Below are 19,255 nucleotides of genomic sequence, written 5' to 3'. Positions count from 1 at the left end.
CAAGAAGGACAGGACCACATATGGCTGACAGGATAACATCTTTGCAGGTGGCAGAACGGGCAGGCGTTAGCCAATCCGCCGTCAGCCGTGTGTTCACGCCGGGCGCGTCGGTCTCAGAAAAAACCGCCAAAAAGGTGCGCGCAGCGGCGCAAGAGCTTGGCTATCGCCCAAACGTGCTGGCGCGGTCCCTCATCACGGGCAAGAGCCGGATCATCGGGTTGGTCGTGGCTTATCTGGAAAACCAGTTCTATCCCGAAGCTATCGAAAAACTGTCCCATGCGCTTCAGGCCCAAGGCTATCATGTGCTGGTCTTCATGGCGTCAAACGACACTGAAACCACTGACAAGGTGATCGACGAATTGCTGGATTATCAGGTCGACGGGATCATCACCGCGTCGGTGTCGATGTCCTCCAACCTCACCGCGCGCTGCGACGCCGCGGGCATCCCGATCGTCATGTTTAACCGCCAGCAAGACGATGATCGGTTGTCTTGTGTGCGCTCTGACAACGTAGCGGGGGGACTGAAGGTTGCGGAGCATCTTTTGCAAACCGGGCACAAGCGGATTGCCCATATCGCGGGATGGGACGGCGCTTCGACCACGCGCGACCGGGAAACCGGACTGCTCATGGGGCTGGCAAAGGGTGCGCAGACATTGTTTGCGCGGGGCGAGGGCATGTTTAAGTACGAGACCGCCTGCGAGGCCGCGCGCCAGATGTTTACAGCCACAGAAATCCCTGATGCGGTCTTTGTAACCAACGATCATATGGCCTTTGCTGTCATGGATGTGTTGCGTTTTGAGCTGGGGCTGCGCGTGCCCGAAGACGTCTCTGTCGTGGGATACGATGACGTTCAGCTCGCCGCTTGGCCTGCTTACAACCTCACGACTGTGCGCCAACCCGTAAATCGAATGGTGGATGAAACGGTCAATATTTTGATGACCTGCATTCGGGAACCGAACACCGCGCCGCGCCGGGTGGCCATTGACGGCCCTCTCATCCTGCGCGGTTCGACACGTAATCAGAAAGGAAAAAGCTAATGAAAGGCTTCGATAAGAAGTGGAAGGACTTCCCCGATTATATCATTGGGATCACCAAAGAGATTTGGGAAGACCGCGGCATCGCCACGCTTGATCACTACTATGGCAAGGAAATGCCCGTGCGTTCTCCTGGGTCCATCGTCGTGGGCAATGACAATGTGGTCGCCGCGACCATGGCGACCTTGGCAGAATTTCCTGATCGCACGCTTTATGGCGAGGATGTAATCTGGTGCGAAGGCAACGACGATGGCTTCCTCAGCTCACACCGGCTGTTGTCGACAGCGACCCACGCTAACGCCGGGGTCTATGGCGCGCCCACTGGCAAGAAGTTGAAATACCGCATTATCGCTGACTGCTATGCCCGCGAAAATGCGATCACCGATGAATGGCTGGTACGCGACCAAGGTGCCATCGTGCGGCAGTTGGGCTGGGAGCCTGCGGATTTTGCGCGTGACCTGATCGCCCGCGAAGGCGGAGCGGAAGCCTGCGTAAAACCTTACTTGCCGGAGAATGACATTGCAGGCCCCTATACGGGGCGCGGCAATGACAACGAGTGGGGCGCAAAGCTGGCGGATATTCTGACGCGCATGATGGCGGCCGACTTCGGTGTTATTCCCAAGGAGTATGACCGGGCGGTAACGGGCGAATATCCTGGTGGCGTCACGGCGCTGTCGCATGGCGGGGTCGATCAGCATTGGCTGGGGCTGCGCGCGTCCTTTCCGAACGCTGAATTCAAGGTAAACCACGTCATTGGGCGCGACGATCCGATGATGCCGCCCCGTGCGGCCGTGCGCTGGTCTCTGGACGGAGCGCATGATGGCTGGGGCAGCTTTGGGCAGCCCACTGGCAAGCGCGTGCATATCATGGGGATGACCCACGCTGAGTTCGGCCCTTGGGGCCTGCGCCGCGAATACACGCTCTACGACGAAGTCGCCTTGTGGAAGCAGATCATCCTGCAAACCGGCTGACAATTCACCGTTTTTGGGAAGCCGCAATATTCATGCCCGCGCGCCAAACGGCAGTCGAGGCAATACATCGGAGAAGAGAATGACACCCGCAGACATGGAAGCCCGCATTGTCCGTTACGGCGATCTGCAACCCTGCAAGACCGCTTTCATTGACGCCCACACGCCGGGCAGCAACCAAAAGGAAAACTTCACCATCATCGGCGGTGGAGTCTCGGAAAGCCCGGACCAGCATGTTCACATCACGACACCGCATGGGTTCAATATCGGCGCGGCAGGGCAACCGCCGAAGTGTCGCAACTCGCTGCACAACCACCGCACAGCAGAGGTGTTCTTTATTCTCTCAGGCCGCTGGCGGTTCTTTTGGGGCGAGAAGGGAGACGCGGGCGAGGTCATTCTTGAAAAGGGCGATATCTTCAACATCCCCACCAATATCTTTCGGGGTTTCGAAAATATTGGCACCGACTACGGGATGATCATGGCCATCCTCGGCGGCGACGATGCTGGGGGCGGTGTGATCTGGGCGCCGCATGTTATTGAGGATGCTAAGGACCACGGGCTGATCCTTGGCGCAAACGGCAAGCTTTATGACAGCAAGAAAGGCGAGACGCTTCCTGACGGCGTTGACCCCATGCCGCTGCTGACGCAGGACGAACTTGCAAAGATCGATTGCCCCACAGCCGCCCAAGTGCTGAGCGGCTACGTGCGACGTTACCTCGATATGGTGGCGCTGTCTGGTGAAGGGCCGGTTAAGGTGATCGGGGAGAACGGTATCATCCGCGACAAACCCGGTTTTGAGATCGATTTCCTGACCCGCGCGAATGCCAGCACCGAAATGCATAGCCATGACAAACCGTCGGTTTTGATGCCGGTAGCAGGGCACTGGCGCGTCGAATGGGAAGGCGGCAGCGCCACCCTTGCCCCCGGTGACACGATGAGCGTGCCGGAAAATCTCAGGCACAGCGCGGTGCCCTCGATGTCCGGCGAAGCGGCGCTTTATCACGTGATCGCAACTGATGATCCTGCTGGACAGACATGGCGCAATGGCTGAGACACTGCCGCTCGTACTGATCCCAGGCATGATGTGCGACGCGCGGCTTTTCGGGCCGCAGATTGCCGCGCTGTCGGGGACTGTGCCGATATTGCTGGCTTCAATTGTCGCCCATGACACGGTGGAAGCGCTGGCTGCTGATATCCTCGCATGGGCACCGGCGCGCTTTGCGCTTGCCGGTCTTAGCATGGGGGGAATTGTTGCAATGGAAGTGGTGCGGCAGGCACCAGAGCGGGTTGCCGCGCTTGCCCTGCTGGACACCAATCCGCTGGCCGAGGTGGAAGCGGTCAAAGCCGGACGAGAGCCTCAGATAGAGCGTGTTATGTCGGGCGGGCTTGGCGCGGTTATGATCGAGCAAATGATCCCAAGGTACCTTGCACCCAGAGCGCATCGGCCAGACATCGAAGGGCTCTGCCGCGACATGGCGCACAGTCTCGGCGCAGAGGTTTTCGTGCGGCAGTCGCGCGCATTGCAACAGCGACCTGACCAGCAGGAGACCCTGCGCACATACGCCGGCCCTTCATTGGTGCTCTGCGGCCGTGACGACGCTTTGTGTCCCGTTGCGCGACATGAGTTGATGGCAGAGTTGCTCCCCCGTGCGACGCTTTGGATCGTCGAAGGTGCTGGGCATCTGCCGACCTTGGAATGCCCAGACGAGACGACCGGCGTTCTGAAGCAATGGTACAAAGCCGTCTAGCGATGATCTCTTCGACAAATGGCGTGAAATAATTTCAACCGCTGATGAAAGTCGGTTAAGACCGAGTCATGAAAAAGGTCACTGCCAAGGATGTCGCTGCCCGTGCGGGCGTTTCGGTCTCTGCCGTGTCGCGGGCCTACCGTGGCAGCGCGCCGATTGCTGAGGAAAAACGCAAGGCGATTTTCGCCGCTGCAACCGCACTTGGTTATGTCAGTAAAGTGGATCAGGTGCTGGCCAAACATTCCAGCAACACGATCTCCATGGTCGTCAGCGAAATGCGCAACCCGTTTTACCCGATTGCGATCGACGAATTGACCCGCATGTTGCCTGACCGTGGATTGAAGGCGATCATGCATGTCGTGCCTGCGGCTGAGGATGTGGATTCTATGATCCGGCAGGTTATCGATTTCCGGACCAGGGGTGTGATCCTCGCCAGTTCTACAATTACATCTAAGCTCGCGCGGGCCTGTCGAGAAAACGGGATCCCGGCTGTTTTGTTGAATCGGGTTCAGACAGATAGCACTATGATGGCGGTCTGTTGTGACAACTACGGCGGTGCGCGCACCATTGCGCGACGGTTCCTCGACGGGGGGCGGCAACGCATCGCCTTTATTGGCGGCCGGCGCGATACCTCGACACATCTTGAACGCATGCGCGGATTTCGCGACCAGTTAGAGGACGCAGGCCGGGAAATTGCTGTGCAATTCGACGGAGGGTTCAGTTACCGGCAGGCCTATGCCGCTGCGCAGGAATTGCTGGCTCTGCGCCCCATGCCTGACGCGGTGTTCTGCGCCAATGACATTATGGCAATCGCCACGCTTGACGCCGCACGGATGAATGGAGTTTCCGTTCCTGCCGATATCGCGGTGATCGGGTTTGATGACATTCCGATGGCGGCGTGGGAGTCCTACCGCCTGACGACGATGCGCCAACCGCTGCGCCGTATGCTGGATCAGGCAGTCGATATCATTATGGACGCGAGTAGTTATCTGGAGACAGGTGACATCCGCGTGCTGCCCGCTGAACTGCAAGAACGGCAAAGTGGGTAGTGAAAATATTTCATTAACACAGACTGCAATTGCATAGCCGCAATGCACTGTGGCTAACCTCCACCTCGAACGTCCCTTTCGGGATCGTTTCATGATATTTGGAGGATACCCATGAAACTACGCACTTTCGCTGCCGCCGCTGCACTGTCCGTCACCGGACTGGCGCTGGCACTGCCCGCCCAAGCCGAAACTCGGCTCGCTTTTGGTGCCACCAACTCGCAGAGCGCGCATTACGCCTATTTCGCCTCGCTCGCAAAGATTGTGAACGGCGCATACCCAGATGCCTATCAGGCTTCGGTTGTGGAAACCGGTGCGACGGTCGACAACCTCAAGCGCATGGCGCGCGACCAGCTTGATATCGGGCTGATCACCACCTCGACGCTTTATCACGCCTACAATGGCATCAAGAGCTTTGATGGCAATCCGATCGAGTCCAAACTGCTCTGGGCCTATTCGCTTGCACCGCAAAACGCAGTCGTTCGCCGCGATTCCGGCATCGAAAAGCTTTCAGACATCGACGGTAAGAAGTTCGGACCAGGCATGCGGGGGTCTTCGACCGAAGCCACGGCGCTGGCCGTGTTTGACCTGCTGGAAATATCTCCCGATTGGGTGCGGGGCACCAACAGCGAGCAGGCCAACGCAATCAAGGACGACCGTTCCGAAGGCTTCGTGAAAAGCGCCGTCGGCACCTCCTTTGACGCACTTACAACCGACATCGCGGCCTTTACGCCCCTGACGGCGCTTGGCATCGACGGCGAGCAGGAAGCCAAGATCCGCGAAGCGCTGCCGGAGCTCTCCATCGTGGATATGCCGGGCGGCGATATGGAGAACTCTGGCCCTTACAAGGTCTGGGGCTTCATGATCGGTGTCTCTGCACGACCCAATATGGACGACCAAACGGCCTATGACCTTACCAAGGCTGTGATGGAGAATATGGAAGAGCAATCCGCGGCCTTCCCGACGGTAAAGGGGCTCAATTTGCCGGAGCTGACACTGCAATACGCGACCAGCCCGCTGCACCCGGGGGCAATCCGCTACTATGAGGAAATCGGCCTGACCGTGCCGGACCGCCTCAAGTAACAGTCCATCTTTCAGCAGGGGCGGCGCGTGTCGCCCCTCATTTTCCGTTTGTGCCAAGGTGCCGTGATGCTCATTCCCCCGATGTTCGCCAATTTCCGACAGACAGCCATTGCCGCACTTGCCGTGCTTCTGGGGGTGTTCGTGTTCTACACCTCTTTCAATGGGCCGTTTGAATCGCTCGTGCAGCGCGCGATCTTTGTGATGACGATCACGGCTTTGGCCGTGCTGATGCATCCGCTTTTCGAGGGCAGCCGCCTGCGCCCACTTGGTATCGTAATCGATGCGGCAATTGTAGGCATGGTAACGGTTTCAGGCGTTTATATCATCGCCAACTACGAAACTATTATGAACGATCTGCCTTGGGCCAATGGTTGGGACATGGTCATGGGGTTCGGCACACTGGCCTGCGTGCTTGAGCTGGCACGCCGCAGTTCCAATTGGGTCTTTCCCCTGATTGTCATCGCCGCCGTTACCTATGCGCTCTTCGGCTATCTGATCCCCGGCCAGTTTGGGCACCGTGGCTTTGACGCAGGCTATCTCACAGAAATCATCTTCCTGTCTGACCGTGGCCTTTGGGGGATGCTGGTCAATGTGGCATCAACTACGCTCGCGGCGTTTGTGCTGTTCGGTGCGATCCTGTTGCACACCGGGGCGGGCGAGACTTTCTTTGACCTTTCGGCCCGTTTGGGCGGCTCCCGTCCCGGAGGTGCCGCCAAAATCGCAACATTCGCGTCAGGGTTCTTTGGCGCGATCAACGGGTCTACGGTGGCCAATGTCGCAACGACGGGCAACTTCACGATCCCGCTGATGAAGCGTTTAAAATATCCGCCTGCTTATGCTGGCGCGGTAGAGGCTATCGCTTCAACTGGTGGACAGTTGGCGCCCCCGATCATGGGTACTGCCGCATTCGTCATGGCAGAGCTTGTGGGCGTGAATTACTGGTCCATCGCGCTGGCTGGCGTCGTTCCTGCGCTGCTGTTCTACCTTGGCATCTATTCGACTGTTCACGTCATCGCCCGCCGTCAGGGCTTTCGCCCGGTGACTGCCGAAGACCTGCCAGACTGGCGCGGAGCCATGACCTTTGCGCGACTCGCTCCAATCGCCGCAGCGCTGTTGGGGTTGGGGTTTGGCGTCTTCAATGGCAATTCGGTCGAATTGACGGCCTGCTACGGGATGATCGCCATGTTGGTGGCTGTCCTTGTCGCACGAATTTCCAGCGGTGAAGACCCACGTGCAGTGTTTGGCATCATCCTTCGCGCACTGGAAGCGGGTGGCAAAGGCGTGGTCATCGTCGGTATTCTTCTGGTCGGGGCGCAGGTGTTCGTGGCCATGATCAACCTCACCGGTTTCGGCGTGGCAGTTACGTCAGCCGTGCTGGCAATCGGGCAGGGGCAGATCTGGCTCATCGCGGGGCTTATGGCGATTGTCTGTTTGATTGCAGGCATGGGCCTGCCAACCTCAGCCGCCTATGTCATGGTCGCTGCGGTTTTCGCCCCGGCGCTGATCCAGCAAGGGATCGATCCGCTCGTTGTGCATATGTTCGTGCTCTACTACGCCGCGCTGTCGGTCATTACGCCGCCGGTCTGCCTCGGTGTCTTTGTCGCAGCGACAATTGCGCAAGCACCTTGGATGAAGGTGGCAGGCGAGACGTTGCGCCTTGGAGCCACGGCCTATGCCCTGCCCATGCTCTTCATCGCCTATCCCGGCATGTTAGGCGGCGGCGAGTCGGGCGACATTCTGCGCGCCGTGCTGTCAGGGGGAATCTTTGCTCTCGGCGTGGCGCATCTGTTGGGTGGCGCACGGCTGCCATGGGGCGGCATTTCGCGCCTGCTTTGGGCCGTGCCGATAGGGCTTGCGCTGATGCCGCCTTGGCCCGCCACCTTGGCCGCAGTTGTGGTGTTCGGCGTGTTAGTTGTCTTCTCCCGCAGGGTGACAGACGCACATGACGCAGTTGAGTTGCAAACGGCCTGAGTGCTGAAAGGGAATGATAAAATGATGACGAATGCTGAATTCAAAGCGCGACTCGAAGCGCGCGAGCCTATGTTGGGCGCCTTTATCAAAACGCCCCATCCGATCGTCATAGAGATTATGGCCCGTGCGGGTTTCGATTTTCTGGTGGTAGATGCCGAACACGCCCCGTTTGATCGGGGCAGTGTCGATGTCATGACAATGGCGGGCCGGGCCGAGGGTTGTCCGATTGTGGTTCGGGTGCCCGTCGCCACGCCGGATTGGGTGCTCAACGTATTGGACGGCGGCGCGGCCGGTGTGATGGTACCCCATGTCGAGACGGCTGCGCAGGCAAGAGACCTCGTGCGAGCCGTAAGCTACGGCCCCGGCGGGCGCGGTTTTGCAGGCACTTCGCGGGCGGCGGATTACGCGGGGCGCAGCCTTAAGGAGCACCTTACCAAGGCGCGCGATGAAGTTGCCTTGATCTGTCAGATCGAAGACCCCGACGGCGTAATTAATCACGCAGAAATTGCGGATGTTGATGGGGTCGACGCGCTCTTCATCGGGCGGGCGGATTTGGCGGTGTCTCACGGGTTGTCAGATTTCTTTGCGCCCGAAGTGGCCGGGATGACGCGCGATATTCTTTCGGCAAAGGGCGCGGCGACTGGCCTTTACTGTGCGCCGACGGAACCTTTGGAGGGACATCGCGCCGCTGGAGGGTCTTTCTTTGTAGTCGGTTCGGAACACACGCTGATGCAACTGGGCGGAGCGTCACTTGTGCAGAAGTTTCGGCAAAGGCCCTCTGACTAAAAGAGCGTGTGAAATAATTTCAATGTTTGCAGAAAATATTGCAACGGGTGGTGCGCGGCTTAGACATGAGCCAACCTCGCTTGAGCCTGATCAAAGGACCCTCTCATGACCATTACCTTCCTAAAAAAGGGCAAGTCCGATGCTGCCCGCGCTGACGATGACGCCAAAACTCGCGCAGTCGTCGAAACAACACTCCAATCTATTGAGGCCCGCGGCGATGCTGCTGTGCGCGAGCTAAGCGAGAAGTTCGACAATTACAGCCCCGCGTCGTTCCGGCTGAGCCAGCAGGAAATCGACGACCTGATCGCACAGTTGAGCGACCGCGAGTTGGAAGACATTAAATTCGCGCAAGAGCAGGTGGTAAACTTCGCCCGCGCCCAACGCGCCTCCATGACTGATATCGAGGTCGAAACGCTGCCGGGGGTCATTCTGGGGCACAAGAATATCCCCGTTCAATCTGTCGGCTGCTATGTACCCGGGGGCAAGTTCCCGATGGTGGCCAGCGCGCATATGTCCGTTGCGACAGCTAAGGTGGCAGAGGTGCCGCGCATTGTGGCTTGCACACCTCCCTTTAATGGCAAGCCGAACCCCGCCGTTATTGCAGCTATGCACTTGGGTGGTGCTGACGAGATCTATGTGATGGGCGGCATTCAGGCCGTTGGTGCCATGGCGCTTGGGACCGAAACAATCGAGCCAGTCCATATGTTGGTTGGTCCCGGAAATGCCTTTGTCGCTGAGGCCAAGCGCCAGCTTTACGGGCGTGTGGGGATCGATCTCTTTGCTGGGCCGACCGAAACAATGGTCATCGCGGATGAGACGGCGGCCGACGCCGAGCTTTGCGCGACCGATCTGCTGGGCCAAGCCGAGCACGGCTATAATTCTCCGGCCGTGTTGCTGACCAATTCACGTAAATTGGCTGAGGACACGCTGGCCGAGATTGATCGCTTGCTAAAGATCCTGCCGACTGCGGGCACGGCAAAAATCAGTTGGGATGAATACGGCGAAGTGATCGTCTGCGATACCTATGAGGAAATGCTAAAGGTCGCCGATGATATCGCCTCGGAGCATGTGCAGGTGATGACCGACCGCGATGATTGGTTCCTTGAAAACATGACCTGCTACGGGGCGCTGTTCCTCGGGCCGCGGACGAATGTAGCCAATGGCGATAAGGTGATCGGTACAAACCACACGCTGCCAACACATAAGGCGGGGCGCTATACGGGCGGGCTCTGGGTTGGCAAGTTCCTCAAGACCCACTCCTATCAGAAGGTCACCACAGACGAGGCCGCCGCACTTGTAGGTGCCTATGGTTCGCGCCTGTGCATGTTGGAGGGCTTTGTCGGACACGCGGAGCAATGCAATGTACGCGTGCGCCGCTACGGCGGTGAAAACGTTCCATACGGTGAAGCCGCGGCCCACGACGAAGCGGCGGAATAGCCTGTAACTGTCTGAGGAGACCACAATGCAACTTCCGTCCTTCGCCGGTTTCGACCTTTCAGGCAAACGCGCAATCGTAACAGGTGCAACGTCCGGTATCGGATTGGGGGCTGCAACCGCTCTGGCAAGGGCAGGGGCACATGTGGTCTGCGCGGCGCGCAGCGCTGCACCTCTGAAGGACTTGCAGGCGGCGATGGAGGCAGAGGGTTTGAGCTGTGAAACTCAGAGGCTCGATATCGCGGACGTGGAGGCGACCCGCACGGCGCTCTCCTCGCTCGGAGCCTTTGACATTGTGGTGAACTCCGCTGGGATGGCACGCCACGGTCCTGCCTTGGAAACCACGCCCGAGGATTTTGATGCTGTAATGAGCGTCAATCTCCGGGCCGCCTACTTCCTATCATCCGCAGCCGCTGAGCAGATGATCGCGGCAGGCCGTCCCGGCTCGATCATCCATGTAGGCAGCCAGATGGGACATGTCGGAGGCATCGACCGAGGCGTCTACTGCGCGTCGAAACACGCTCTGGAAGGAATGGTGAAGGCAATGGCAATCGAATGGGGCCCGAAATCTGTGCGCATCAACACGCTTTGCCCCACCTTCATCCGCACACCGCTAGGTGAGCAAACCCTGTCAGACCCGGCGCGCCGGGCGTGGATAGTAGATAAAATCAAACTTGGCCGGGTCGGCGAGATTGAAGATATCATGGGGGCGGCGGTTTATCTGGCCAGCGATGCATCGGCGATGGTGACAGGCACGGCATTGTTGGTCGACGGCGGTTGGACCGCTGAATAGGATGTAGGTCGACCTAATGGAAGCGCCAGATTGCACGTGTTCTCTTTGGTTTGGCATCGCTGAAAGTATTTGATCAATTGACGTAGTTGACGTTAGCCGTGATCAAGGCGCAAGTGTAATCTCCGCCCACTTTTACTCACACAACGCGCTAAGATTAGTGCATTGAGCTGTGAGCCGTCTGGTCTCAAGTTGTTGATTTAGCGATAATTCGTGAGAATTCAAAATCCCCCGCCGCGAGGCGTTCTGGTTCGAGTCCGGCCTTGGGTACCACCTTGTTTCAGCAAGGTTTCCGTGAAAATCGTAGCTCTATCAAATCGCCGTTTTCCGCGTTGGTCATGCTATCTGCTTCCACGTTCTTGTTCTAGACGTCGGTCATTTCTGGGCCGCGTTGGTTCGTAGTTTTCCGAGAGCCTGAGACTTCTACAGCTTGGGCAACTTCAGAATACCATCTGCCTGCTGTGAAGTTTTGATATTTATCATCTCAAACAATGCTACACCTTAGCGCAGGGTCAGCAGGAATAGGACGCCGCCATGGCTCGGACCAAAGCCGCCAGAGATATCAGCCTGAAGTCGCTCGAACTGTTTCAAGTCTGTGCCAAGGAAGGGTCGCTGCAAGCCGCCGCGCGGGATGCGGGATTGACGGTGAGCACCGTGTCGCATCATCTGCGCAGCTTGGAAGACCACTTGGGTGTTGAGCTCTTCAACCATGCCCGGCGTCCGATGGTCTTGACGCCCAAAGGGCAGGTCTTTTCGCGCAAAATCGACGAGGCGCTGCGCACGATCCGCAAGGCCAAGGCCGAGGTCTCCGCCGGCAGCGTCGCCGACGCGAGCTTCCTTAGAGTCGGTGCGATCGAAGATTTGGAGAGCGATATCGTGCCGTATTTGGCAGTCTCCCTGACCAAGACGATGCCCAGCTGCGATTTCAGCTATCATACCGGGGTCAGCCACGACCTGATCGGCATGCTGCGCAACCGCCAGCTCGATCTCGGTATATGCACCGCGCCCGGGGAAACGATCAGCGACCTGCAAGAGCGCCCGCTTCTGCGTGACCCTTTTATCATCGTTCTGCCCCGTCTCGCGTCGGAAACCCTCTCACAGATCATGGAGGGCAGGGCAAAGCTGCCCTTTTTGCGGTTTTCCGGCAACCTGATGATCGCCCGGCAGATTGACACTCACTTGCGGCGCTTGGGGGTCACGTCGCCGCATCGGTTCGAATGCAGCAACAACCAGACCCTGATGGCGATGGTGGCGGCGAATGCGGGCTGGACGATCACAACCCCGCTGTTGTTTTCCCGCGCCGCGCGGTTTCATGGCGATCTGCGCATGCACCGCTTTCCGGGCAAGGCTTTTGCCCGGACATTGGCCTTGATGACCACGCCGGATTGTTCGCGCTCTGTCGTCGAATTGGTCGATGCCGAGATGCGCGACCTCATTCGTCAGCATGTGATCGAGCCGCTGCACGCCAGCACGCCTTGGTTGGCAGAGAGTTTCCAGCTGATAGAGTAGAGGGCAGGGCTATTGCCGCTTCGGGGTCTAATCAAGCTATCGAAACTATCTTGCGATTTTTTCCAACACCCGCATTAGCGTTTGTTGTTTAACCCTCTTTCTGGCCCTCTGATCTCAGTATCTATCGGAGGCGCACCCCATGAAATCTCGGACCAAGGTGGTTGTCATCGGCGGCGGTATCGCTGGTTGCTCGACGCTTTATCATCTCACTCAAGAAGGCTGGACAGATGTCGTCTTGGTCGAGCGTGATGAGCTTACGTCAGGCACAACTTGGCATTCGGCGGCGCAGGTCACGAATTTTGGGGCCAATCAAACGATGGTCGGGCTGAAAACCCATTCCATCAACCTTTACAAACGCTTATCCGAAGACCCGGAGTATCCGATCAACTACCACCATGCAGACGGCGGCATCCGACTGGCCAATACCGAAGCGCAGATGCAGGGCTATCGCCACTTCTCATCGATGGCGCGCGGCATGGATGTGGATTTGGAAGTCATCGACGCCGAAGAATGCGCCCGGCGCCACCCGCTCATCTCAACCGAGAACCTGTTGGGCGGGCTTTGGGATCCGCTTGACGGTGATATCGACCCGGCCCAGCTCTGTCAGGCTTTGGCTTTTCACGCGCGCAAGGCCGGGGCTGAGGTCTATCGCAACACGCCGGTCACCGCCCTGACGCAGCACAAAGACGACACTTGGACGGTCCACACCAAACATGGCGACATCGACTGCGATATCGTGGTCAACGCCTGCGGTTACCGTGTGAACGAGGTCGGCAGCATGATGGGGGTGCATCATCCCGTCGCCTCGATGGAGCACCAGTATTTTCTGACCGAAGACATCCCAGCCATCGCCGAGGCCGGTCACCGGATGCCGCTGCTGCGCTGTCCGATCTCGGACTATTACAGCCGCCAAGAAAAGAACGGCTTGCTGGTCGGCTTTTATGAGCAGGACTGCAAGACGTGGGGAATGGACGGGATCGACCCCAATTTCGTCAACGCCCTGTGCCCGGATGATCTTGAGCGGGTCATGGACGTGCTCGAAGGCGCCTTTGAGCGCATGCCCGCACTGGCCGAAACCGGCATCCGCTCCATCGTCAATGGTCCGATCACCTATACCATCGACGGCGCGCCGCTCGTTGGCCCGATCCCCGGCAAGCGCAACGCCTTTTGCATCATCGGCCTGCGTGCAGGACTGGGCGAGGGCGGTGGCCACGGGTGGCTGCTGGCCCAGCAGATCGTCCATGGCGAGGCGCAGTATGACACTTGGGTCATCGACCCGCGCCGTTTTACCGGGCACGCCAATGTGGAACTGACGGCGCTTAAGGCCATCGAAGATTACCAGAACGAATTCCGCTTCCACTTCCCGCATGAGCACCGGCCCGCCGCGCGCCCTGCCAAAACCACACCGTTGACCCCGGTGATGGCCGCCGAAGGGGCCGACTTCACCGTGGTCAACGGTTGGGAGCGGGTCGATTACATCAAACCGTCGCCCGATTTTCACCCGACCCTCAGCTTTGACTTCGACGAGGCATTCGACGTGGTCGCGGCTGAAGTGAAGAACGTGGCCGAGAATGTCGGCCTTTGCGAGGTCAACGGCTTCAACCGGTTCGAGATCACCGGCAGCGACCGCCACAGTTTCCTTGACCGGATGTTCTGCGGCGCGGTCACAAAACGCGACGGACGGGTGGGCTTGGGCTATCTGCTGAACCACCACGGCATGGTCAAAGGCGAGGCTACAGTGGCCAACTTGCCCGCCTCGGACCGCGGCCCGCAGCGGGTCTGGTACGGGTCGGCAGCCGCCAGCGAATACCACGACATGGACTGGCTTAATCTCCATCTGCGCGACGACGAAGATGTGCAAATCCGCAGCCTCACCAATGACCAGACGATTCTCGTGCTCGCCGGGCCAAAGGCGCGCGACGTGCTCAGCGCCTGTGCGCGCGGCGATTGGTCGAAAGAGGCGTTCCCATGGCTCAGCCTGCGCGAATGTTTCATCGGCTTTGCACCTGCCACGGTGCTAGGCGTCAGTTTCTCGGGCGAGTTGGCCTATGAAATCCACGTACCCAACAACGCGCTTTATGCCGCCTATCTGGCCCTGCGCGACGCTGGCAAGACGCATGGTCTGAAGCTCTTCGGCGCCCGTGCGGTGGAATCGATGCGGATGGAGAAAGGCTTTATGCACTGGAAAGCTGACCTGCTGACCGAGTTCGACCCATTTGAGACCGCGCTGGACCGTTTCGTAAAACCCAAAAAGCCCGCCGATTTCATTGGCAAGGCCGCCCTGCACAAGCGCATGGAAGAAGGGCCGCGCAAAAAACTGGTGACGCTCAAGGTCGACGCGACCCATGCCCCGGCCCATGGCGGTGCCTCACTCATGCAAGACGGCAAGGTTGTCGGCACCGTAACCTCAGGCGATTGGGGGCACCGGGTGGGCATGAACCTCGCCTATGCCTTCGTCGATCCGGCGCTGGCCACGCCCGGCACGCAAATCCCGCTTGATCTCTATGGGGAAATCGTTGGCACCGAAGTGATCGATCCCTCGCCATATGATCCTTCCTATGCGCTAATGCGCGGATAACATGATGGGCAGGGGCCGGTGCAACGCTGGCCCCCGTCTCGCACCAAGGTCAACCAGCGGCAACGCGCCCCGCTGCACACCCATAGCTACGACAAGGATTATCCATGCACCTCTCTCGTTTTCCCCGCGTCCACCTTGCCCATCTGCCAACCCCGCTTGAGCATATGAAACGCCTGTCAAAAGAGCTCGGCACCGAAATCTGGATCAAACGTGACGATTGCACCGGGCTTTCCACGGGCGGCAACAAGACCCGCAAGCTGGAATTCCTGATGGCCGAGGCCATCGAACAGGGCGCGGACATGGTGATGACCCAAGGTGCGACCCAGACCAACCATGGCCGCCAGACCGCCGCGGCTGCCGCCAAGCTGGGCCTTGCCTGCCACATCCTGCTGGAAGACCGGACCGGCTATGACGATGCCAACTACAACACCAACGGCAATGTGCTGCTGGATCATTTGCACGGCGCCACGACCGAAAAATTCCCCGGCGGCCATGACATGCCCGGCGAGATGGAAAAGGCGGCTGAAAAGAAGCGCGCCGAGGGCCATAAAGTCTATATCATCCCCGGCGGCGGCTCGAACCCCACGGGCGCTTTGGGCTATGTGAACTGTGCGTTTGAGCTGCTGAACCAAGTGAACACCTCCGGCATGAAGATTGACCGACTGGTCCACGGCACCGGCTCTTCCGGCACGCAAGCCGGGCTTGTCACCGGCATGTGCGCGATGAACGCCCAGATCCCCATTCTCGGCATCGGCACCCGCGCGCCGCAGCCCAAGCAAGAGCAGATGGTCTATGACCTCGCCTGCAAAACCGCCGAGAAGCTGGGCTGCGCGGGCGTGGTCAAGCGCGAGGATGTGATGGCCAACACCGATTACGTCGGCGAAGGCTACGGCATCCCGACCGACAGCGGCATTGAGGCGATCCAGATGTTTGCCGAGCTCGAAGGTATCCTGCTTGATCCTTGCTATTCCGCAAAGGGGGCCGCTGGTCTCATTGATCTCGCCCGCAAAGGCACGTTTAAGGACGAGCGTGTGGTCTTCCTCCACACCGGCGGCGCGGCGGCTCTGGGCGGCTATGACTTCGCCTTTGACACCGCCAACCGCTGGGTCAACCTGTAAGAAAGGCAGCTTAAGTGGCGCGCAAGTTTACCGGCAGTTTCACCCAGCAAGAGGGGCTTTCCCAAGACGCCATCGCGGCGGCGGTCGCGGTGCTAGAGTCAGGCCGCTTGCACCGGTATAACCTCGCGCCGGGGGAGGCTGGGGAAGTGGCCCAGCTTGAGGCCGAATACCGTGATTGGCAGGGCAGCAGCTGCTGCCTTGCCGTCACCTCGGGCGGGCAGGCGTTGCAAATCGCCCTGCGCGCCTGCGACGTGGCATCGGGCGACAAGGTGCTGACCAACGCCTATACACTGGCCCCGGTGCCCGGCGCGATCCGGGCGGTGGGAGCTGAGACCGTGCTGGTCGAGATCGACGAGGATCTGCGGCTCGACCTTGATGACCTCGACGCCAAAATTGCCAGTTCCGGCGCGCGGGTGCTGTTGCTGTCGCATATGCGCGGGCATCTGTGTGACATGGACCGGCTGATGGCGATCTGTGACGCGGCAGAGGTAACGGTGATCGAGGATTGCGCCCACACGATGGGCGCGCGGTGGAACGGCATTCGGTCGGGCAATTTCGGCAAAGTGGCCTGTTTCTCGACCCAGACTTACAAACACATGAACTCCGGCGAAGGCGGGTTTCTGACCACCGACGACGCCGCAATCGCCGCCCGCGCGACGATCTTGTCGGGCAGCTACATGCTTTATGAACGCCACGGGGCCGGGCCGCAGCCTGAGGCCTATACCGATGCGCGCTATGACATGCCCAATTGCTCGGCGCGGATGGATGCGCTGCGCGCCGCGATCCTGCGTCCGCAGCTTGCCGACCTCGACAGCAACATCGCCCGCTGGAACGCCCGCTACACGCAGGTTGAGGAGAGGCTGAAAGCACAGGACGGCGTTACAACCATCAAGCTACCCTCCGCCGAAACGCATGTGGGTTCCTCCATCCAGTTCCGCCTGCCAGACTTCACCGCCGCGCAGTGCCGCGCCTTGCTCGATGCCGCAGCCACTCGGGGCGTGGAGCTTAAATGGTTCGGCGCGAAAGAGCCTGCAGGCTTCACCTCGGCGCATCCATCTTGGCGCTATGTTCCAGCGCAGGACATGCCCAAGACAGACCGCGTCATGGCGACGCTTTTCGACATGCGCCTGCCGCTGAGTTTTTCGGAAGAAGACTGCGCGCTGATCGCCGAGTTCATCTGCGAAGCGGTGGGCGAGGTGGCATCATGAACCGCCCAGTCGTCGGCGTATTGGGGGGCATGGGGCCGGAAGCGACGATCCTGCTGCAGCAGCGTGTGCTTGGCACAGTCGATGCCCAAGACGACGCCGACCATCTGCCGCTTTTGATCGACATGAACCCGCAAGTGCCCTCCCGCATCGCCCATCTGATTGAGGGCACAGGGGAGGACCCCGCCCCGGTGCTGGCCGCGATGGCACAGCGGTTGGAACGGGCAGGGGCCACGGCCCTCGCCATGCCCTGCAACACGGCACATCACTACGCCCCGGCGATGGAGGCGGCGGTTTCGATCCCTTTCCTGAATATGGTGTCCCTATCGGTCGACCGCGCGGCGGGGCAACTTCCCTCGGGCGCCTCCGTTGGGATTCTCGCCTCTCCTGCCGTGCGCATGGCCGGGGTGTTTGACGCAGCCCTTGACCGCGCCGGGCTGACGGCGCTCTGGCCCGCCGATGCCGAGCGCATACTGGCCGCGATCCGGCTGATCAAGGCGCAGGGGATCACCCCGCAGGCGCAGCAGACGCTGGCGGAAGCGGCGACCGAATTGACCGTGCAGGGGGCCGAACTTCTGTTCATCGCCTGCTCAGAGTTTTCGCTGCTCGCCCCCGCTTTGACCGCCCCCGTGCCGATCCTTGACACGATCGACGTGCTGGCCGAGGCGATCCATCGACATTCCCAATTCTAACCGAGGTAAGCCCATGGCGATCACCTATCTGAAGCAAGCCGAGACCCGCCCGGCGGTTGAGGGCAAAGACATCCGCGGTGTGGTTGCTCAGATGCTCGCCAAGATCGACGAGGGCGGTGAGGCTGCCGTGCGGGACTATGCGCGCGACCTTGACGGCTGGACCGGGGATATCGTGGTCACTGCAGCGGAACGGGCCGCCGCCTCTGTGCGGGTGCCGCAAGAGCTCAAGGATGATATCCGCTTTGCCCATGCCAACATCCGCCGCTTTGCCGAAGCGCAAAAGGCGACGATGGGTGATTGCGAAATCGAGATCATGCCGGGGCTGATTGCGGGCCAGAAGCAAATCCCCGTCTCAAGCGCGGGCTGCTATGTGCCCGGCGGACGCTACAGCCATATCGCCAGCGCTTTGATGACGATCACCACCGCCAAGGTCGCGGGCGTGCCGCATATCACCGCTTGCTCGCCCACGCGCCCCGGCATCGGCATTCCCGATCCGATCATCTTTGCGATGGACCTTTGCGGCGCGGACCTGATCCTGAACCTCGGGGGGGTGCAGGGGGTCGCTGCCATGTCGATGGGGCTGTTTGGCGGTGTGCCTGCCGATATCCTCGTCGGTCCCGGCAACAGCTATGTGGCAGAGGCTAAGCGCATGTTGTTCGGCGCTGTGGGGATCGACATGTTCGCCGGGCCAACCGATTCACTGGTGGTCGCCGATCACAGCGCGGACCCTGAAACGGTGGCATGGGATCTGGTCAGTCAGGCGGAGCACGGGGCCGACAGCCCGGTTTGGCTGGTCGCGACCGACCGCAGGCTGGCGGAAACCGTGTTGCAGCGCGCGCCCGAAATGATCGACAGCCTACCGGAGCCGAACGCCAGTGCCGCGCGGGTGGCTTGGGCAGAGCGCGCCGAGGTGGTCTTGTGCGAGACCCGCGAGGAGGCCGCCCAAGTGGCCGACCGCTACGCGCCGGAGCATCTTCAGGTGCAGGCCGAAGACCTCGACTGGTGGCTCAACCGCCTCTCTGCCTATGGCTCGCTGTTTTTGGGGGAGGAGACCACGGTCGCTTTCGGCGACAAAACCTCGGGGCCGAACCATGTGCTGCCCACCAGTGGGGCTGCGCGCTATACCGGGGGGCTCTCCGTGCACAAGTTTACCAAGACCGTGACATGGCAACGCTGCGATGCCGAAGCCTCGCATGAGCTGGCCCTGCGCACCGCGCGGATCAGTCGGATGGAGGGGATGGAAGGCCATGCCCGTTCTGCCGAGCTTCGGCTGAAACAGCAGACAGCCTGACG

Annotated in this window: 16 protein-coding genes; all 16 read left to right on the top strand. The window is 60.0% G+C overall.

Annotated features, from left to right (window positions below; translation table 11 throughout):
- Positions 1-20: 20 nt before the first annotated feature.
- The 16 genes from B5M07_RS10415 (at position 21) to hisD (B5M07_RS10340) (ending at position 19,253) form a co-directional block, all read left to right on the top strand.
- On the top strand, positions 21-1,037 hold the full coding sequence (locus B5M07_RS10415) for a LacI family DNA-binding transcriptional regulator (protein ID WP_120351257.1): 1,017 nt from the start codon (positions 21-23) through the stop codon (positions 1,035-1,037).
- Positions 1,037-2,005 (top strand): nuclear transport factor 2 family protein, encoded by a 969-nt coding sequence (locus B5M07_RS10410; protein ID WP_120351256.1) that lies wholly within the window; start codon positions 1,037-1,039, stop codon positions 2,003-2,005. The genes B5M07_RS10415 and B5M07_RS10410 overlap by 1 nt, the downstream gene beginning before the upstream one ends.
- Positions 2,006-2,084: 79 nt before the next feature.
- On the top strand, positions 2,085-3,053 hold the full coding sequence (locus tag B5M07_RS10405) for a cupin domain-containing protein (protein WP_120351255.1): 969 nt from the start codon (positions 2,085-2,087) through the stop codon (positions 3,051-3,053).
- On the top strand, positions 3,046-3,750 hold the full coding sequence (locus B5M07_RS10400; RefSeq protein WP_254693916.1) for an alpha/beta fold hydrolase: 705 nt from the start codon (positions 3,046-3,048) through the stop codon (positions 3,748-3,750). Before B5M07_RS10405 ends, B5M07_RS10400 begins: the two co-directional genes overlap by 8 nt.
- Before the next feature lie 68 nt (positions 3,751-3,818).
- Positions 3,819-4,799 (top strand): LacI family DNA-binding transcriptional regulator, encoded by a 981-nt coding sequence (locus B5M07_RS10395; protein ID WP_120351254.1) that lies wholly within the window; start codon positions 3,819-3,821, stop codon positions 4,797-4,799.
- A 111-nt stretch (positions 4,800-4,910) separates the two neighbouring features.
- Entirely contained in the window at positions 4,911-5,879 is a 969-nt protein-coding gene (locus B5M07_RS10390; RefSeq protein WP_120351253.1) for a TAXI family TRAP transporter solute-binding subunit, read from the top strand.
- A 66-nt stretch (positions 5,880-5,945) separates the two neighbouring features.
- On the top strand, positions 5,946-7,850 hold the full coding sequence (locus B5M07_RS10385) for a TRAP transporter permease (protein ID WP_120351252.1): 1,905 nt from the start codon (positions 5,946-5,948) through the stop codon (positions 7,848-7,850).
- 21 nt (positions 7,851-7,871) lie between these two features.
- The gene (locus B5M07_RS10380; protein WP_120351251.1) at positions 7,872-8,636 is read left to right on the top strand and encodes an HpcH/HpaI aldolase family protein; all 765 of its coding nucleotides are present in this window, start codon (positions 7,872-7,874) and stop codon (positions 8,634-8,636) included.
- A gap of 105 nt (positions 8,637-8,741) precedes the next feature.
- Positions 8,742-10,073 (top strand): histidinol dehydrogenase, encoded by a 1,332-nt coding sequence (hisD, locus tag B5M07_RS10375; RefSeq protein WP_120351250.1) that lies wholly within the window; start codon positions 8,742-8,744, stop codon positions 10,071-10,073.
- Positions 10,074-10,098: 25 nt separating this feature from the next.
- Positions 10,099-10,863 carry an SDR family NAD(P)-dependent oxidoreductase gene (locus B5M07_RS10370; RefSeq protein WP_120351249.1) on the top strand — a complete coding sequence of 255 codons (765 nt, stop codon included), beginning with the start codon at positions 10,099-10,101 and terminating at the stop codon, positions 10,861-10,863.
- A gap of 531 nt (positions 10,864-11,394) precedes the next feature.
- On the top strand, positions 11,395-12,369 hold the full coding sequence (locus B5M07_RS10365) for a LysR family transcriptional regulator (RefSeq protein WP_120351248.1): 975 nt from the start codon (positions 11,395-11,397) through the stop codon (positions 12,367-12,369).
- Positions 12,370-12,508: 139 nt separating this feature from the next.
- Complete coding sequence (locus tag B5M07_RS10360) at positions 12,509-14,947, top strand: GcvT family protein (RefSeq protein ID WP_120351247.1); 2,439 nt, start codon at positions 12,509-12,511, stop codon at positions 14,945-14,947.
- Positions 14,948-15,051: 104 nt separating this feature from the next.
- Positions 15,052-16,065: a D-cysteine desulfhydrase gene (locus B5M07_RS10355; protein ID WP_120351246.1), complete on the top strand. Its 1,014-nt coding sequence runs from the start codon at positions 15,052-15,054 to the stop codon at positions 16,063-16,065.
- Positions 16,066-16,079: 14 nt separating this feature from the next.
- Entirely contained in the window at positions 16,080-17,273 is a 1,194-nt protein-coding gene (locus B5M07_RS10350; RefSeq protein WP_120351245.1) for a DegT/DnrJ/EryC1/StrS family aminotransferase, read from the top strand.
- Positions 17,270-17,962: an aspartate/glutamate racemase family protein gene (locus B5M07_RS10345; protein WP_120351244.1), complete on the top strand. Its 693-nt coding sequence runs from the start codon at positions 17,270-17,272 to the stop codon at positions 17,960-17,962. The genes B5M07_RS10350 and B5M07_RS10345 overlap by 4 nt, the downstream gene beginning before the upstream one ends.
- Before the next feature lie 13 nt (positions 17,963-17,975).
- Positions 17,976-19,253, top strand: coding sequence for a histidinol dehydrogenase (hisD, locus tag B5M07_RS10340; RefSeq protein ID WP_120351243.1), 1,278 nt, complete (start codon positions 17,976-17,978; stop codon positions 19,251-19,253).
- The last annotated feature ends 2 nt before the right edge of the window (positions 19,254-19,255 follow it).

The organism is Sulfitobacter sp. D7, from assembly GCF_003611275.1.
Classification (GTDB): domain Bacteria; phylum Pseudomonadota; class Alphaproteobacteria; order Rhodobacterales; family Rhodobacteraceae; genus Sulfitobacter; species Sulfitobacter profundi.
Note: the sequence above shows the minus strand (reverse complement) of the source record. Positions and strands in the feature narration are given on the sequence as shown.

Bases quoted from the DNA above. Each gene is read 5' to 3' on its own strand.
- B5M07_RS10415 (WP_120351257.1), top strand. From the start codon at position 21: ATGGCTGACAGGATAACATCTTTGCAGGTGGCAGAACGGGCAGGCGTT.
- B5M07_RS10410 (WP_120351256.1), top strand. From the start codon at position 1,037: ATGAAAGGCTTCGATAAGAAGTGGAAGGACTTCCCCGATTATATCATT.
- B5M07_RS10405 (WP_120351255.1), top strand. From the start codon at position 2,085: ATGACACCCGCAGACATGGAAGCCCGCATTGTCCGTTACGGCGATCTG.
- B5M07_RS10400 (WP_254693916.1), top strand. From the start codon at position 3,046: ATGGCTGAGACACTGCCGCTCGTACTGATCCCAGGCATGATGTGCGAC.
- B5M07_RS10395 (WP_120351254.1), top strand. From the start codon at position 3,819: ATGAAAAAGGTCACTGCCAAGGATGTCGCTGCCCGTGCGGGCGTTTCG.
- B5M07_RS10390 (WP_120351253.1), top strand. From the start codon at position 4,911: ATGAAACTACGCACTTTCGCTGCCGCCGCTGCACTGTCCGTCACCGGA.
- B5M07_RS10385 (WP_120351252.1), top strand. From the start codon at position 5,946: ATGCTCATTCCCCCGATGTTCGCCAATTTCCGACAGACAGCCATTGCC.
- B5M07_RS10380 (WP_120351251.1), top strand. From the start codon at position 7,872: ATGATGACGAATGCTGAATTCAAAGCGCGACTCGAAGCGCGCGAGCCT.
- hisD (WP_120351250.1), top strand. From the start codon at position 8,742: ATGACCATTACCTTCCTAAAAAAGGGCAAGTCCGATGCTGCCCGCGCT.
- B5M07_RS10370 (WP_120351249.1), top strand. From the start codon at position 10,099: ATGCAACTTCCGTCCTTCGCCGGTTTCGACCTTTCAGGCAAACGCGCA.
- B5M07_RS10365 (WP_120351248.1), top strand. From the start codon at position 11,395: ATGGCTCGGACCAAAGCCGCCAGAGATATCAGCCTGAAGTCGCTCGAA.
- B5M07_RS10360 (WP_120351247.1), top strand. From the start codon at position 12,509: ATGAAATCTCGGACCAAGGTGGTTGTCATCGGCGGCGGTATCGCTGGT.
- B5M07_RS10355 (WP_120351246.1), top strand. From the start codon at position 15,052: ATGCACCTCTCTCGTTTTCCCCGCGTCCACCTTGCCCATCTGCCAACC.
- B5M07_RS10345 (WP_120351244.1), top strand. From the start codon at position 17,270: ATGAACCGCCCAGTCGTCGGCGTATTGGGGGGCATGGGGCCGGAAGCG.
- hisD (WP_120351243.1), top strand. From the start codon at position 17,976: ATGGCGATCACCTATCTGAAGCAAGCCGAGACCCGCCCGGCGGTTGAG.